Annotated in this window: 18 protein-coding genes; 5 read left to right on the plus strand and 13 right to left on the minus strand. The window is 62.8% G+C overall.

All coding sequences use genetic code 11. The features are described from left to right. The gene (gene ubiG, locus DFK10_RS08225; RefSeq protein WP_109388657.1) at nucleotides 1-747 is read left to right on the plus strand and encodes a bifunctional 2-polyprenyl-6-hydroxyphenol methylase/3-demethylubiquinol 3-O-methyltransferase UbiG; all 747 of its coding nucleotides are present in this window, start codon (nucleotides 1-3) and stop codon (nucleotides 745-747) included. On the opposite strand, the gene DFK10_RS08230 is transcribed toward ubiG, so the two are convergent. From DFK10_RS08230 to DFK10_RS08250, 5 genes are read right to left on the minus strand one after another with little or no spacing between them, the layout of a single operon-like run. After that, the gene (locus DFK10_RS08230) at nucleotides 741-1,514 is read right to left on the minus strand and encodes a GNAT family N-acetyltransferase (RefSeq protein ID WP_109388519.1); all 774 of its coding nucleotides are present in this window, start codon (nucleotides 1,512-1,514) and stop codon (nucleotides 741-743) included. The two genes, ubiG and DFK10_RS08230, sit on opposite strands and share 7 nt — an antisense overlap. Beyond that, nucleotides 1,514-1,957 (minus strand): MarR family winged helix-turn-helix transcriptional regulator, encoded by a 444-nt coding sequence (locus tag DFK10_RS08235; protein WP_109388521.1) that lies wholly within the window; start codon nucleotides 1,955-1,957, stop codon nucleotides 1,514-1,516. The genes DFK10_RS08230 and DFK10_RS08235 overlap by 1 nt, the downstream gene beginning before the upstream one ends. Further along, nucleotides 1,954-2,781 (minus strand): carbon-nitrogen hydrolase family protein, encoded by an 828-nt coding sequence (locus tag DFK10_RS08240; RefSeq protein WP_109388523.1) that lies wholly within the window; start codon nucleotides 2,779-2,781, stop codon nucleotides 1,954-1,956. Before DFK10_RS08240 ends, DFK10_RS08235 begins: the two co-directional genes overlap by 4 nt. Then, entirely contained in the window at nucleotides 2,778-3,035 is a 258-nt protein-coding gene (gene grxC / locus DFK10_RS08245; RefSeq protein ID WP_109388526.1) for a glutaredoxin 3, read from the minus strand. Before grxC ends, DFK10_RS08240 begins: the two co-directional genes overlap by 4 nt. A 29-nt stretch (nucleotides 3,036-3,064) precedes the next feature. Further along, nucleotides 3,065-3,805, minus strand: a complete 741-nt coding sequence (locus DFK10_RS08250) for a ComF family protein (RefSeq protein ID WP_109388528.1) — start codon at nucleotides 3,803-3,805, stop codon at nucleotides 3,065-3,067. Nucleotides 3,806-3,819: 14 nt separating this feature from the next. Between DFK10_RS08250 and DFK10_RS08255 the strand changes: the two genes are divergently transcribed. Next, complete coding sequence (locus DFK10_RS08255; protein ID WP_109388530.1) at nucleotides 3,820-4,653, plus strand: methyltransferase domain-containing protein; 834 nt, start codon at nucleotides 3,820-3,822, stop codon at nucleotides 4,651-4,653. A gap of 57 nt (nucleotides 4,654-4,710) precedes the next feature. Next, the gene (hemH, locus tag DFK10_RS08260) at nucleotides 4,711-5,769 is read left to right on the plus strand and encodes a ferrochelatase (RefSeq protein WP_109388532.1); all 1,059 of its coding nucleotides are present in this window, start codon (nucleotides 4,711-4,713) and stop codon (nucleotides 5,767-5,769) included. A 109-nt stretch (nucleotides 5,770-5,878) separates the two neighbouring features. Here hemH and DFK10_RS08265 read toward each other — a convergent pair whose 3' ends face one another. Together DFK10_RS08265 and DFK10_RS08270 are read right to left on the minus strand one after the other, a co-directional pair. Beyond that, a complete protein-coding gene (locus tag DFK10_RS08265) occupies nucleotides 5,879-6,082 on the minus strand; it encodes a hypothetical protein (RefSeq protein ID WP_109388534.1) in 204 nt (67 codons plus the stop codon). 148 nt (nucleotides 6,083-6,230) lie between these two features. Then, complete coding sequence (locus tag DFK10_RS08270) at nucleotides 6,231-6,824, minus strand: L,D-transpeptidase (RefSeq protein WP_109388536.1); 594 nt, start codon at nucleotides 6,822-6,824, stop codon at nucleotides 6,231-6,233. A gap of 161 nt (nucleotides 6,825-6,985) precedes the next feature. Between DFK10_RS08270 and dalA the strand changes: the two genes are divergently transcribed. Then, nucleotides 6,986-7,546, plus strand: coding sequence for a divisome-associated lipoprotein DalA (gene dalA, locus DFK10_RS08275; RefSeq protein ID WP_109388538.1), 561 nt, complete (start codon nucleotides 6,986-6,988; stop codon nucleotides 7,544-7,546). On the opposite strand, the gene DFK10_RS08280 is transcribed toward dalA, so the two are convergent. The 6 genes from DFK10_RS08280 to hslO all read right to left on the minus strand — a co-directional run bounded on the left by DFK10_RS08280 (nucleotide 7,543) and on the right by hslO (nucleotide 12,639). Further along, nucleotides 7,543-8,034, minus strand: a complete 492-nt coding sequence (locus tag DFK10_RS08280; RefSeq protein WP_217810103.1) for a L,D-transpeptidase family protein — start codon at nucleotides 8,032-8,034, stop codon at nucleotides 7,543-7,545. The two genes, dalA and DFK10_RS08280, sit on opposite strands and share 4 nt — an antisense overlap. 80 nt (nucleotides 8,035-8,114) lie before the next feature. Then, nucleotides 8,115-9,311, minus strand: coding sequence for a class I SAM-dependent RNA methyltransferase (locus DFK10_RS08285; RefSeq protein ID WP_109388540.1), 1,197 nt, complete (start codon nucleotides 9,309-9,311; stop codon nucleotides 8,115-8,117). Between the two features lie 35 nt (nucleotides 9,312-9,346). After that, nucleotides 9,347-9,919, minus strand: a complete 573-nt coding sequence (locus DFK10_RS08290; RefSeq protein ID WP_109388542.1) for a LysE family translocator — start codon at nucleotides 9,917-9,919, stop codon at nucleotides 9,347-9,349. Further along, nucleotides 9,919-11,076: a CCA tRNA nucleotidyltransferase gene (locus DFK10_RS08295; protein ID WP_109388544.1), complete on the minus strand. Its 1,158-nt coding sequence runs from the start codon at nucleotides 11,074-11,076 to the stop codon at nucleotides 9,919-9,921. Before DFK10_RS08295 ends, DFK10_RS08290 begins: the two co-directional genes overlap by 1 nt. Beyond that, nucleotides 11,073-11,663 carry a CoA pyrophosphatase gene (locus DFK10_RS08300; protein WP_235866801.1) on the minus strand — a complete coding sequence of 197 codons (591 nt, stop codon included), beginning with the start codon at nucleotides 11,661-11,663 and terminating at the stop codon, nucleotides 11,073-11,075. Before DFK10_RS08300 ends, DFK10_RS08295 begins: the two co-directional genes overlap by 4 nt. Further along, a complete protein-coding gene (gene hslO, locus DFK10_RS08305) occupies nucleotides 11,653-12,639 on the minus strand; it encodes an Hsp33 family molecular chaperone HslO (protein ID WP_109388546.1) in 987 nt (328 codons plus the stop codon). The genes DFK10_RS08300 and hslO overlap by 11 nt, the downstream gene beginning before the upstream one ends. A 70-nt stretch (nucleotides 12,640-12,709) precedes the next feature. Here hslO and DFK10_RS08310 point away from each other — a divergent pair, with 70 nt between their 5' ends. Continuing rightward, complete coding sequence (locus tag DFK10_RS08310; RefSeq protein ID WP_109388548.1) at nucleotides 12,710-13,144, plus strand: NUDIX hydrolase; 435 nt, start codon at nucleotides 12,710-12,712, stop codon at nucleotides 13,142-13,144. Nucleotides 13,145-13,249 lie beyond the last annotated feature (105 nt).

Here is a 13,249-nt window from a genome sequence, read left to right on the forward strand (position 1 = left end):
ATGCAAACCGGACCCAGCACAATCGACGAAAGCGAAGTCGCGAAATTCGAGGCGATGGCCGCCGAATGGTGGGATACCGAGGGCAAATTCAAACCCCTGCACATGCTGAACCCGACGCGGCTGGATTACATCACCCGCCAGATCGCGGCCGAGTTCGGGCGTGACCTATCGCAAGAGGCGCCCTTCAAGGGTCTGCGCCTTCTCGATATCGGCTGCGGCGGCGGCTTGCTTTGCGAACCCATGGCGCGGCTTGGCGCAACGGTCGTGGGCGCCGATGCGGCAGCGGGCAATATCCCTGTCGCCAGGATCCATGCGGAACAATCCGGGCTGGAGATCGACTATCGCCACACCACTGCCGAGGATCTGGCCGCCGCCGGGGAACAGTTCGACGTCGTCCTGAACATGGAAGTGGTCGAACATGTCGCCGACCCTCAGGCCTATCTGAACGCCTGTCATGCCCTGTTGAAACCGGGTGGGCTGCACATCTGCTCCACCATCAACCGCAACCCGAAAAGCTTTGCCATGGCGATCATCGGGGCCGAATACGTGATGCGATGGCTGCCCAAGGGCACCCATGAATGGAGCAAATTCATCACCCCCGATGAGCTTTTCGCGATGCTGCGCCAGGCCGGACTGGACCCCGTTGATCGCAAGGGGTTCAGCTTCAACCCGGTGCTCTGGTCCTGGTCGATCTCGGAGCGTGATCTGTCGGTCAACTACGTGACTGCCGCGATCCGCCGTCACTGAGGACGTTTCAACGCCGCTGTCACGGTTTCATGCAATCCGAAGCCCGCCCGGCGATAGATGCGGCCGGCATCCCCCTCCGCTTCGGCCACGATGACTGCAGTCGCGTCAGGTGCCTTGCCGAACGCCCATCCTCCGACATGACCCAGCAAGGCGGCGCAGAGCCCCCGTCGGCGGTAACTGGCCCGGGTCTGCACATCCTGAAACCGGATCAACTCGCGATTCAGAAGGACCCCCATGCTGGAGACCGGCACATCACCCGCCCAAAGAGCGAACCATTGGCCCAGGCCCCGCGAAACCTGGACACGCCGATTGGCATATCGTTTCACAAGGTATTCCGCATGCAGTACCGGATCGTGGCCATCCTCGACCGCGACTTCCAGCCCAAGGTCCACCAAGGATCGCCAATCCTCGTCGCTCTGCGGCGGACGCAAGGAAAGGCCGGCCGGCAGTTCGGGGGCCCGGATCGCATGGCGCAGGGTCAGAACGTCGTCCCGCTCAATCTCGTAGCCTAGCCCCTCGAACCGGCTGACGTTGGGCTCTACGCCGTCCCATTGCAGACAGACATGCTGGGCCTTGGGATGGGCGATGGAAAAAAGTGTCTCCGCCTTTTGAAGCGTCGTCCGGTCATCCTTGAGGATCACGCAGTTTCCAAACCAGAAATCGGGTTCGTCCGGGGTGGTCTGCACGATATGATCGCCCCGGTCCTCGAATGTGCTCAATCCACTCATAACCAGCGCATCCGTCGCCAGTCCGAGGGATCGGAACATCATTCGTCCTCGGACAGGTTCACCCGCAAGGACCGCAGGATCGGCAGGACGGCCCGCACCTTCTCGGCACCGATCTCTTCCACCGCCTCGGCGATGATCGGCGCGATGGCGGCGAGCGCCGCGTCGCGAGCGGCTCGGCCTGACGGGCTGATCGTGACCATCTTGCGTCGGGCATCGTCCCAATCGGGGCGAATATGAACATAGCCCGCGACTTCGAGCTTGCGCAGGGTGTTCGTCATCGCACCCCGCGTCAGGTGAAACGTGCGCGCCAGCTGCGCCGGGGATTTTTCCGTCTGGCTGCGCGCCAGGTGATTGAGCACCGAGAAATGGCTTAGCTCCATCCCCCGCGGCAGCGCCCTGGCGACGTTGTTGCGCGCCAGCTGATCCACGGTCAGGATCTCGCTGAAGAGCGCAACGGCAAGGCTGTCTGTCTGGGTGCTCATGGTCCCCTGAAATCCCGTTCACTCTGGATCGATGGCAGTCGCTTGCGGGTATCTGCCACTTGTTCCAACTGAATATCAACTGTGTAGACGCCCGGTTCGGTCCCTGCGTCCAAAAGAACGTCGCCCCAGGGCGAAATGACCATGCTGTGACCATAAGTATGACGGGCGCGCCCCGATCGGGCTCGATGCTGCCCGGTTTGCGCCGCCGCCGCGACGAAGCAGCCGGTCTCGATGGCGCGGGCCCGCAAGAGCGTTTCCCAGTGATCGCGCCCGGTCACCGGTGAAAACGCCGATGGCACCAGAAGAATTTCGGCCCCGGCCTGTGCCAGTCGGCGATAGAGATGCGGAAAGCGCAGATCGTAACAGACCGACAATCCGAAACAGCCAAGTGGCGTCGGCGCAAGAACGGCGGTGTCACCGGGTTCGTATCCGTCGGACTCCCGATATGTCTCGGCTTGGGAGACCTGCACGTCGAACATGTGGATCTTGTCATAGCGCGCGGTGATTTCGCCCTTGGGCGAGATCATGAAGGACCGGTTCACGAAGCGGCCCCCTGCCCCGCCCTTCAGCGCCAGAGAGCCAATCGAAAGCCACACAGCCAGATCGCGTGCCTTTTGGCGCAATCCGGCCAGCACCGGGTCATCGGCTTCCAGGGACAGAACCGCTGCTTGATGGGCACGGTCTAAGCTCACGCAATTGCTGACCTCGGGCGTCAGGACCAGATCAGCCCCCTGCTCGGCCGCCGACTCCATCAACCCGCTCAGCGTATCGAGATTCTCAGCCGGATCGTCGCTGGAACAGATCTGAAGAAGCGCGGCTTTCACGCCGCCAGCAGACCGTCGAGTTTCCCGGCGCGTTCAAGAGCATAGAGCTCATCACAGCCGCCGACGTGGTCATCGCCTATAAAGATCTGCGGCACCGTGCGGCCCCCATTCGCGCGTTGCACCATTTCGGCGCGGCGCTCCGGCTCAACGGAAATATCGACCTCGGAAAAGGTGACGCCCTTGGAATTGAGCAGCCGCTTGGCCGCGTGGCAGAAGCCGCAGAACGGCGAGGTGTAGATTTCAACAGGTTTCATGACAGGCCCTTGGATTGTTCCTTGCCAATCTAGGTATCTTTGGTCACGCGGGCCAGTGCCAGCACGCAAACCTCACTTGCGCCTGCATCAAGGCAGGCCTCGGTCGCCGCCGCAAAGGTGGCACCACTGGTCATGACGTCGTCGATGATGATGACCTGCCGCCCTTCCAGTATTCCCAGCCTCTTCGGGTGCGGGCGGATCGCACCCGCCAGTGTCTTGAACCGGGCGTCGCGATCTTGTCCGTCCAGCGCGGCCGTGGCGCGGGTGCGTTGCAGGGCGTCGGGCATGTAGTCCGACGGTGCGAGTTCTGACAGACGCTGGGCCAGAACGGCGGACTGGTTGTATTTCCGCTGGGCCAGACGGCGCCAATGCAGGGGCACCGGAACGAGGACTGGTCTTTCGGACCAGATGGGCCGGGCCGCCCGGAACAGCCACGGGGCCGCCGCTCGCGCCAGTTCGATCCGGTCGCCATGCTTGAGCCGCAGCACCATGCGCCGTCCAAGGTCACGATAGGCGAAAGCGGCGCGGCCTCGGGCCCAGGGCCGCGCGATCCGCAGGCAATCGTCGCAAAGCGCGTCACTTTCGCCAGAAGCGCCCGGCTGGCCGGGCAGCGGACAGCCGCAGGCATCGCATGTCAGCCCCTCGATGAAGGGTGTATCCCGCCAGCAGGCACCACATAACGAGAAATCGACTGCCGTGCGGGCATCGCACATCGCGCATTGTGGCGGATAGACCGCCTCGACAAGGCTTTGAATCGCCGTCCGTATCATCTACATCGCCCTCAATGACACAGCCGCCCCGCCTGACCGACCGCCAGACACTCGACAGAATGCGCCGCCGCGCCGCGCAGGCCGGCCCCGTGCAGTTCCTGCAAGAGGCGGCCGCGGACGAGGTTCAGGAAAGGCTGGCAGCGGTTAACAGAAGGTTTACGGCCGCGGCCATCGTGACGCCCTGGCCGGACCTGTGGCGCGAGAGACTGCCGGATGCCACCTGCATACCGGATACCGAGCTTTTGGATCTCGAAGAGGGCCAGCATGACCTGGTGATCCATGCCCTGTCGCTGCATTGGGCAGACGACCCTATCGGCCAGCTGGTCCAGTGCCGCCGCGCGCTGAGACCCGACGGGCTTCTTTTGGTGACGCTCTTCGGTGGGCAGACCCTGCATGAATTGCGCACCGCGTTGGCCGAGGCCGAAACCCGCGCCACTGGCGGGCTCTCCCCAAGAGTTCTGCCCATGGCGGAAGTTCGGGATCTTGGCGGGCTGCTGCAACGCGCCGGACTGGCGCTGCCGGTGGCCGACACGATGCCCTATCACGTGACCTATCGCGACGTGTTGCACCTGATGCATGACCTGCGCGGCATGGGCGAAACGAACGCCATGGAGGCAAGGCACCGAAGCCCCCTGCGCCGCGACATTCTGCCGCTTGTGCAACAGATCTACCATGGCACCTTCGCTGAACCCAACGGACGCCTGCCCGCCACCTTCGAGATCGTCACCCTGACCGGATGGGCACCCAGTGCCGATCAGCAGAAACCCCTGCGGCCCGGCTCGGCCTCGCACAGGCTCGCCGATGTTCTGGGCACGGACGAAGTGCCGCTGAAGGACGGGAACGATTGACCATCAGTGCGGACGCGCTATGCCCATCAAAAGAATTAATCAGGAAACGGACGCCGAATGACCAAGACCGAGGCCACCTGCCCCGCCCATGCCCCCGCGGATCACCCCAAGATCAAGCCCGCCAAGGTTGGGGTTTTGCTGGCAAATCTGGGCACGCCGGATCACTACAGCTATTGGCCCATGCGCCGCTATCTGGGTGAGTTTCTGTCCGACAAGCGCGTGATCGACTATTCCGCCTGGCTCTGGCAACCGCTCTTGCAGCTTGTCATCCTGACGAAACGCCCGTTCACCAGCGGTGCCGCCTATAAATCAATCTGGAACGAGGAAGCGGGCGAAAGCCCCCTGATGACAATCACCAAAGACCAGACCGCTGCCATGGCTGCCCGGATGAAGGACCGCTACGGCGACGATGTTATGGTGGATTTCTGCATGCGCTACGGCAATCCTTCGACCAAATCGAAGGTGCGTGCCATGGTCGAGGCCGGATGCACGAAGATCCTGTTCTTCCCGCTTTATCCGCACTACGCGGGCGCCACCTCGGCCACGGCGGTTGACCAGTTCTTTCGCGCCCTGATGGATGAGAAGTGGCAGCCCATCGCGCGGGTCGTGCCGCCCTATTTCGAGGATCCCGCCTATATCGAGGCGCTGGCGCAGTCGGTCGAGCGGGCCTATGCCGCGAAAGAGGACAAGCCCGACATCCTGGTCTGTTCCTACCACGGGATGCCGCAGCGCTACCTGACAGAGGGCGACCCCTACCACTGCGAATGCCAGAAGACGACGCGTCTTCTCAAGGAACGGCTGGGGTGGGACGATACCCAGATCACCACCACGTTCCAGTCGGTCTTCGGCCCCGAGGAATGGCTGCGCCCCTACACTGTCGAAGAGGTGGCCCGCCTTGCCGAGGAAGACGGGAAAAAGAAGATCGCCGTGATCGCGCCCGCCTTCTCTACCGATTGCATCGAAACGCTGGAAGAGATCAACGAAGAGATCAAGGAGAGCTTTGAAGAGGCCGGCGGCGAGGAGTTCACCTATATCCCCTGCCTGAACGCCGAAGACGCCCATATGGATGCGCTGGCCGGGGTGGTTGAACGGGAACTGAGCGGCTGGCTGGATTGACGCAAATCCCGCCAGTCACATCCTGACCACGATACCGAAATGAAGAAACGCCGCTGGTTTCCCAACGGCGTTCCAGATTTCGAAACTGTCGCGAAAATCGCGATCAGGATCAGTCGGTGCTGCCGGTGGTCGAAGCAGCAGCTGCGATCAGGGCGATCAGGATGATCGGGATGATCAGGTTGGAGGAGGATCCGCCGGTGGTCTCTTCGACGACAACAACGGGTTCCATTTCCATCACGGGCTCTTCCATGCCACCGGCGAAAGCGGTGGAGGCAGCGCCAGCGAACACAGCAGCGAGTGCAATCTTTTTCATAGTCATTCTCCAGTTCTTGCCCAAGGCAAAGGTGTTGAGGAATCGCCAAGGGCACCCAAGACTTACCTCATGAGCCGCTGTAAAGCAGTATTTTTGGCAGAAAGCAAAGCTCTATGGCGCGATTCTCGCCTCGGGTTGCCGAATGTCGTCAAATCAGCAACACTTGCGTGCCAACCTTGCTGTAGCCGAACAACTCCTGAATGTGCTCATTAAAGAGCCCGATGCAGCCATTCGACGACCGCCGGCCGATCTTGCGCGTGTCGTGGGTGCCGTGAATCCGGTAATACGTCCAGGACAGATAGAGCGCATGGGTCCCAAGTGGGTTGTCCGGGCCGGGGCCGACATAGTCGGGCCATTCGGGGTTGCGCTCTTTCATGGCCGGAGTCGGGCGCCAGCTGGGGCCCTCGACCTTCCGCACCACTTCGGTACGGCCAAGCCGGGTCAGATCCTCGGTCAGCGGAACGCTGGTCGGGTAAAGCTTGTACAGGCTCTCATCCTCAGACCAGTAGTGCAACGCCCGGCTTTGAATATCGACGAGGATCGCACCGTTCGACAGGTTGCTGAAATACGGACGCCAATCCAGTTGGCGAAAACTGGAAACGTTGCGCCGGATCGTCTGGGAAATATCCCCTTCGATCTCGGTGGTATTCGCGGTTTGCGCCAGTGCCGAGCTGCCGGCCAGGGCGGCCGACCCAGCGAGGAAACCGCGCCGGCTGAACTTGCTAAAGATAGGATCGGACATCAAAGGTCTCCAACCGTGTTGAAATTCGAAGTTTAAATATGGCGCTTTTATCGCGCTCGCAAATCAAACAACTGTCAGACCGGCGGCATCACGCTGATGTGGGTTTGAATCGCAACGACTTGCGGGCTATGCCCATTCGAGATTGGAAAAAGGATTCCACGATGTCTCGCGTTTTCGCCGTGCTTTCGTTCTTGTTTGTTGGCCTGACGGCCTGTTCCACGGTCGATCCTTCGAGGATCGGCCCGGACGGCTTGCCGCTGCCGCAGGTCTACCGGATCGAAGAAGGCGACGCCGGGGCGATCCAGTTTCGCATGCTCGACAGCCTGAACACCCTGCGACAGGCCGCCGGCGTGCAGCCCCTTGCGCTGAATGCCCGTCTGAACGCGGCGGCGGCGACCCATTCGCGCGACATGGCCGTTCAGAACCGGCCCTGGCATTTCGGCTCTGACGGATCCTCGCCATTGGACCGGCTGCGCCGGGTCGGCTATTCGGGCCAGCTGCGCGGCGAAACCATCTCGGAAACCTATGAAACGGAGCTGCAGACCCTGGCCGCCTGGATGGACAAGGCCGATACGCGGGCTGTCCTGCTCGACCCGGAGGCCAACCAGATGGGAATTGCCTGGTTCCAGGAAAACGGCGGCAAGATCTGGTGGACGCTGGTCCTGGGCGACGGCACCCGTACCGGGCCTGTCGCCGAGGAAAACCCGGTGCCACGCCTCTAGGGATAGATCAGAATAGGGGTGCCCACGTCGACCATCGCGTAGATATCCTCGATCTCGCGATTGGTTACGGCAATGCAGCCGGCGGTCCAGTCGTCATCCCCCCGATTCAGACGCGGCGTGCCGTGAATGAAGATGTCACCACCGGGCGACAGGCCAAGCGCGGCCGCGGCGGCGCGGTCCGCCTCGTTGGGATAGGAAATTCCCACGGACAGGTGAAAACTGCTGTTGGGGTTCTTGCGATCAATCACATAGGCACCTTCGGGCGTGCGGCCGTCGCCTTCGACCTTCTTGTGGCCGACCGGGGCAAATCCCAGTTCGAAATCGAATTCCCGCAGCACCTGGTTTTCATGCAGCAGGTATAGCTTCCGGCGCTCCTTGTAGACCACGATGCTGGTCACCCGCGGGCCGTCGTAGCTGCGGAATTTCGACGAACAGGCCGACAATGCCGCCATCGCGGCCCCGGCAAGGAAAATGCGTCTGTTGATCATGACTGCCCGATTATCGGTTATTCTTGACCGTTTCTTACCTAAAAACGCCGCAACGACCCAGATTATTCGGTCCGTCGCGCTCACAAGCGCGTGAGCAGGGCCGCAACCTCGACATGCGACGACCACCGGAACTGGTCGATGACGTCCAGCCAAGCGATCTCGAACCCGGCCTCGACAAGGCGTTCAGCATCCCGCGCGAAGGTCACCAGGTTGCACGACACCATGACGACACGGCCCAGCGCGGACCGCGCCAGCGCCTCGGTCTGCGCCGCGGCCCCGGCACGCGGCGGATCGATGATGGCAGCGTCGAACCCCGCCAATTCGTCCGGTTCCAGCGGACGGCGAAACAGATCGCGCATCTCGGTCGAGACCTGGTGCAGCCCGTCGGCCATGCGCCAGCCCCTGTCCAAGGCCTGCAACAGCGGTTCGGACCCCTCTACAGCGTGGACATTCGCCCCGGAGGCCACCGGAAGCGCAAATGTGCCGCAGCCCGCGAACAGATCGACCACCCGGCGGGCCGGGCCAAGACCCTCCATGACCGCCGCAACCAGTGCCGCCTCGCCCTCTTGCGTGGCTTGCAAAAAAGCGCCCGGCGGGGGCACGACACGGGCCTTGCCAAAGGCCAGTTCCGGTGGCCGGAACGTCGCCAGGATTTCGTCGTTCCAGCTAAGCCGGGCGAAGCCATGTTCGCGGGCAGCCTCGGTCGCTTCGACCCGCAAACCTGGATCAAGACCGCGCTCGGTCTCAACGACAACGTCAAGTCCGGCCAGCGTATCGGTGACAACCAGTATGATTTCCGACTTGCGAGAGGCCGCCAGCCTGGTCAGCGCCGTCAGACCATCCCGGGCCGCAAGCAAGGTTGGCCGCACCAACTGGCAGTCAGGCGTGTCCACAAGGGTATGCGTGCCACGCGCATGAAACCCGATCATCGCACCCTGCTTCGTCCTACGGGCCTTGAATCCCGCTCGACGGCGGCTTTGTGCGGGCGACACATGCAATGTCCTGAACGGAAACGGCAGACCCCGCGCCTGCATGGCTTTTTCAACGATCCCAACTTTCCAGCGGGCCACGAAAGTATCCGAGGCATGCTGCATCTGGCAGCCACCGCAGGTCTTGAAATGCCGACAGGGCGCCTTGACCCGGTCCGGCGAGGGTTCAAGCACCCGGATCTCCGACCCATTGAGCTCGATCTCTTCGCCCGGCAGCACCCGATCAACCAGGCTTCCGTCGGCCAGTTGGCCCGTCCCAAGCTGGGTCAATGCTGTTACCTTGGCCATCTGCGGCTCCGTTCAATGCGGGTCAGCGCAAAGGGTTACAGGAACACCAGCGCCGAGAAAACCGCCAGGCCCACCGCCATCACCCGCATGAAGACAATGCGGACCGAATCCCGCTGCATCAGCGTCGAAAGAAGGCTTCCGGCATAGGTCCAGAACAGGCACACGAACAAGTTCGTTCCCGAAAAGGCAAGGCCCAGCGCGAGGGCCTTTTGCCAGGGGCCGAGCGCATCCACATAGGCTGTCGCCGCAACGGCCACCGCCCAGACCTTCGGGTTGACCCACTGGAACAGCACCGCTTCGACGAACCGCATCGGGCGGGCGGTCGCGCGCTGGCGGATCGGACCGGCTTGCCAGAGCCCCCACGCCATCCAAAGGATCCACCCGGCCGCGATGACTGCAAGCACCGCCCTGAGCGCCGGAAAGGTCAGCAATAGCCAACCCAGGCCAAGCCCGGTGGCAAAGGCCGTGATGCCAACCCCCAGGACCACGCCAAACAGGTGGGGCAGGGTGGCGCGAAAGCCGAACCGCGCCCCCGAGGATGTCAGAAGGATGACATTGGGTCCGGGCGAGAACAGCCCGAAGAAAACGAACCCCAGCAGCGCCGCCATCAGACCTTCTTCAACAAGGCGTCACGGGTCAGGCGAAACCCGGAGTCGATCCAATCCCGCTCCAGCCGGCGCAAAGCGTCACCCAGCGCGGGGCCCTGAACGCCCGGCTGAAGATCAGCGGCCTTGATCGGAAAGACCTGCTCAGAGCCTGTTTCAAGCTGGATCAGTAACGATTCATCGACCGGCTGGCCAATCGCCGCCTGCCGCAGAACAAGCGCTTTGGCACCATCCTCGCGCCCCAGCCGATAGCCCAACTCTGCCGTCGACCAATCCCCCAACGCAGCATCACGCAGCCGCTCACGGCGGCGCGCATCGACCTTGCGCAGGCGCAGCGCATCCCCGACGCCCTCGCCCCCGATGGCGGCAAGCCGCAGGATCCGGTCCGGCGTCAGCCCGACCTCGTTTTCCAGATGCACCAGAACCGGCAGGATCATTGCATCCGCGCCCGCCAGAACACGCGCCAGAATGCCTGATTGGGCCATGGCCGAGATGGAGGGCGCCGGGTCCGGGGCAGCAAGCAACCGGAGCATTTCGTGCCCGATCCGTTCCTTCGACAGCGACTCCAGCCCCTCGGCATGGGCCGCACAGGCCGCAAGGCCTTCGGCGTCGAGACCCGCTGCTTCGTCCCCGAACCAGGCATGAAACCGAAAGAACCGAAGGATCCGCAGATAGTCCTCCCTGATGCGCTGACCTGGATCGTCGATAAAGCGCACATGCCCCGCCCGAAGGTCCGGAAGCCCGTCCAGCGGGTCATGAATGATCCCGCGCGGATCGGCATAAAGCGCGTTCATCGTGAAATCCCGCCGGTGCGCGTCTGCATCAATGGTATCCGCAAAGGCCACGGTGGCGCGGCGGCCGTCGGTGGCCACGTCACGCCGAAAAGTCGTAATCTCGAATGGCTGGCCGTCGATCACGATGGTCACGGTGCCATGCTCAAGCCCCGTGGGAACCGCCTTGAACCCCTCCCGCTCGGCCAGCGCCATGATCCGCTCGGGCCGGGCATCAGTCGACAGGTCGAGATCGCTTACCTCGGCCCCGATCAGGGCGTTGCGGACACAGCCACCGACGAAAAAGGCGCTGTGCCCCGCGTCTTCGAGCATCCGGCAGACCGCTTGTGCACCCGGATCGTTCAGCCACGCCGCCTTGAGAACCGTCATTCGCCTATCCTTTCGGCCAGCCCCCGCAGAATACGCGCGGTCGCACCCCAGATGTAGTAGGGGCCGAATGGCACGGTGTAGTAATGCCGCCTTTGCCCCCGCCAGAAGCGGGATTCGACCCTGAACCGCCTTGAATCTGTCACATGGGGGAAGGGGACCCGAAAGATCTCATCGACCTCGCCTTCTTCGGGGCGCAGCGGCACAGTGCCATCCACAAGCGCCAGGAAGGGGGCGACACTATACCCGGTCACCGTTTCATGAACCCCCAAAGAGCCCAAGATCTCGACCCGAGAACGGGGAAGACCGATCTCTTCTTCGGTTTCCCGCAATGCGGCCTGTTCGAGGTTCGCATCGCCCGGATCCTGCCGACCGCCGGGAAAGGCAATCTGGCCGGGGTGATGCTTGAGATGAGCCGATCGCTTGGTGAGGATGACCTCACCCTTCTCGGTGACCGGAACGAGGACGGCCGCCGGGCGCAGCACGCGGGTGTCTGGCAGCACGACGTTAGGGTTGAGATCGAAATCCGACGACGACCCGCCCGGCCTGTCGACCGCGCGGATCAGTCTCTGTTTCAGCTCAATCGTCACCGTTCGCCTCGAAACCGACTGTCGCCGGATCCAGTCGATAATGGGCACCGCAAAACTGGCAATCGGCCGTTACGACCCCTTCGTCGGTCGTCATCTTGGCGATGTCCTTGGCCGAATAGATGGACAGGCTGTTGCGCACCCTTTCCTCGGAACAGGGACAGCCAAATTCAACCGGCTGCGGGTCGTAGACGCGTGGCGCTTCCTCGTGAAACAGACGCACCAGCAACTCTGTCGGCTGCACATGCGGCCCGATCAGCTCCATTTCCTCGACGGAATCGAGCAGGATATTGGCGCGCGACCAGTTCTCTTCCTCGTCACCCTCGAGAATATCCTCGGCGGCCAACAAACCGTCATCTCCCGAAGCGCCTTCTTTTGCGAAAGGGCTCGCCTTGGGCATGGTTTGCAGCATCATGCCACCCGCGCGCCAGGTTTCGCCTTCGCCCGCCATCGTCGAGCGCCCGAAGCTGAGCTCGAACCGGGTCGGCAGCTGTTCGGATTGTGCGAAATAGGCTTCCGCACAGGATACGAGCGATCCGCCCGAAATCGGCGTGATACCCTGGTAAGGCAGGTTGCCCTTTCCCTGGTCGATCAGGATCGCGAAATAGCCCTTGCCGATCTGCGCGAACGGGTCGCCGCCCTCGGCCAACCTGTCGCGGTCAAAGCTGGCATAGGCCCGAATCCGGGCCGGTTCGCCCTCGGCGGCGGGGGCGTAGTAATCCGTTGCGATCAACCGTGCCGGCCCGTCGCCCCGCACCTGGAGGCTCAGTTTCCAGCGCAGCTTGATCGTCTGGCCGATCAGGGCGGTCAAAAGCGCCATTTCAGCCACCAGCGACTCGATGACTGGCGGGTAATCATGCTGTTCGAGGACGCGATCCAGAACACCGTCAAGCCGGGCAACCCGACCGCGCACGTCGGACCGGTCGAGCTGGAAGGGCAGAACGGTATCGTCCCACGCGATTTTGGAGCCGAGTGTCATGGGGTTTCCTAACCTGTCGGGGATTGGCATACCGCGTCCATATAGGGGCGACAAGACAAGGGCCAATACCGTGATCCCGCGCTACGGCGAGAGTTACAAGGCAGATATGCGCTACACGCCCCGTCCGGGGGCCTACGTGATCCTTCCGCGCGGCGACGATCTGTTGCTGACCCTGCAGGACGGCGATCCGCCCGAACTGCAACTGCCCGGCGGCGGTATCGACCCCGGCGAACACGTCCTGCCGGCACTGCACCGCGAAGTCCTGGAGGAAACCGGCTGGACCATGACTGCCCCCCGCAGGCTGGGTGCGTTCCGGCGTTTCACCTACATGCCCGAATATGACCTCTGGGCCGAAAAGATCTGTGCGATCTACATCGCTCAGCCCGCACTGCGCATCGGCCCGCCGTCTGAAGCGGGACACGAGGCCGTCTGGGTTCCAGCACAGCATGCCCCGTCGCTGCTGGCGAATGCAGGCGATGCGGCCTTCGTGGCAAAACTCCGCTGAGCGGCGACCCGCCGTCCAGGCCTCTCGCCTAGAAATCGCCTTAACCTTGACACAGTCGAGTGTGACTTTGTGGCCAATCTGCTCTGACACAAGGGATCCTGAGCC

This window comes from Salibaculum griseiflavum, from assembly GCF_003129565.1.
GTDB classification, from domain to species: domain Bacteria; phylum Pseudomonadota; class Alphaproteobacteria; order Rhodobacterales; family Rhodobacteraceae; genus Salibaculum; species Salibaculum griseiflavum.

Bases quoted from the DNA above. Each gene is read 5' to 3' on its own strand.
- ubiG (WP_109388657.1), top strand. From the start codon at position 1: ATGCAAACCGGACCCAGCACAATCGACGAAAGCGAAGTCGCGAAATTC.
- DFK10_RS08230 (WP_109388519.1), bottom strand. From the start codon at position 1,514: ATGTTCCGATCCCTCGGACTGGCGACGGATGCGCTGGTTATGAGTGGA.
- DFK10_RS08235 (WP_109388521.1), bottom strand. From the start codon at position 1,957: ATGAGCACCCAGACAGACAGCCTTGCCGTTGCGCTCTTCAGCGAGATC.
- grxC (WP_109388526.1), bottom strand. From the start codon at position 3,035: ATGAAACCTGTTGAAATCTACACCTCGCCGTTCTGCGGCTTCTGCCAC.
- DFK10_RS08250 (WP_109388528.1), bottom strand. From the start codon at position 3,805: ATGATACGGACGGCGATTCAAAGCCTTGTCGAGGCGGTCTATCCGCCA.
- DFK10_RS08255 (WP_109388530.1), top strand. From the start codon at position 3,820: ATGACACAGCCGCCCCGCCTGACCGACCGCCAGACACTCGACAGAATG.
- hemH (WP_109388532.1), top strand. From the start codon at position 4,711: ATGACCAAGACCGAGGCCACCTGCCCCGCCCATGCCCCCGCGGATCAC.
- DFK10_RS08265 (WP_109388534.1), bottom strand. From the start codon at position 6,082: ATGAAAAAGATTGCACTCGCTGCTGTGTTCGCTGGCGCTGCCTCCACC.
- DFK10_RS08270 (WP_109388536.1), bottom strand. From the start codon at position 6,824: ATGTCCGATCCTATCTTTAGCAAGTTCAGCCGGCGCGGTTTCCTCGCT.
- dalA (WP_109388538.1), top strand. From the start codon at position 6,986: ATGTCTCGCGTTTTCGCCGTGCTTTCGTTCTTGTTTGTTGGCCTGACG.
- DFK10_RS08280 (WP_217810103.1), bottom strand. From the start codon at position 8,034: ATGATCAACAGACGCATTTTCCTTGCCGGGGCCGCGATGGCGGCATTG.
- DFK10_RS08285 (WP_109388540.1), bottom strand. From the start codon at position 9,311: ATGGCCAAGGTAACAGCATTGACCCAGCTTGGGACGGGCCAACTGGCC.
- DFK10_RS08290 (WP_109388542.1), bottom strand. From the start codon at position 9,919: ATGGCGGCGCTGCTGGGGTTCGTTTTCTTCGGGCTGTTCTCGCCCGGA.
- DFK10_RS08295 (WP_109388544.1), bottom strand. From the start codon at position 11,076: ATGACGGTTCTCAAGGCGGCGTGGCTGAACGATCCGGGTGCACAAGCG.
- hslO (WP_109388546.1), bottom strand. From the start codon at position 12,639: ATGACACTCGGCTCCAAAATCGCGTGGGACGATACCGTTCTGCCCTTC.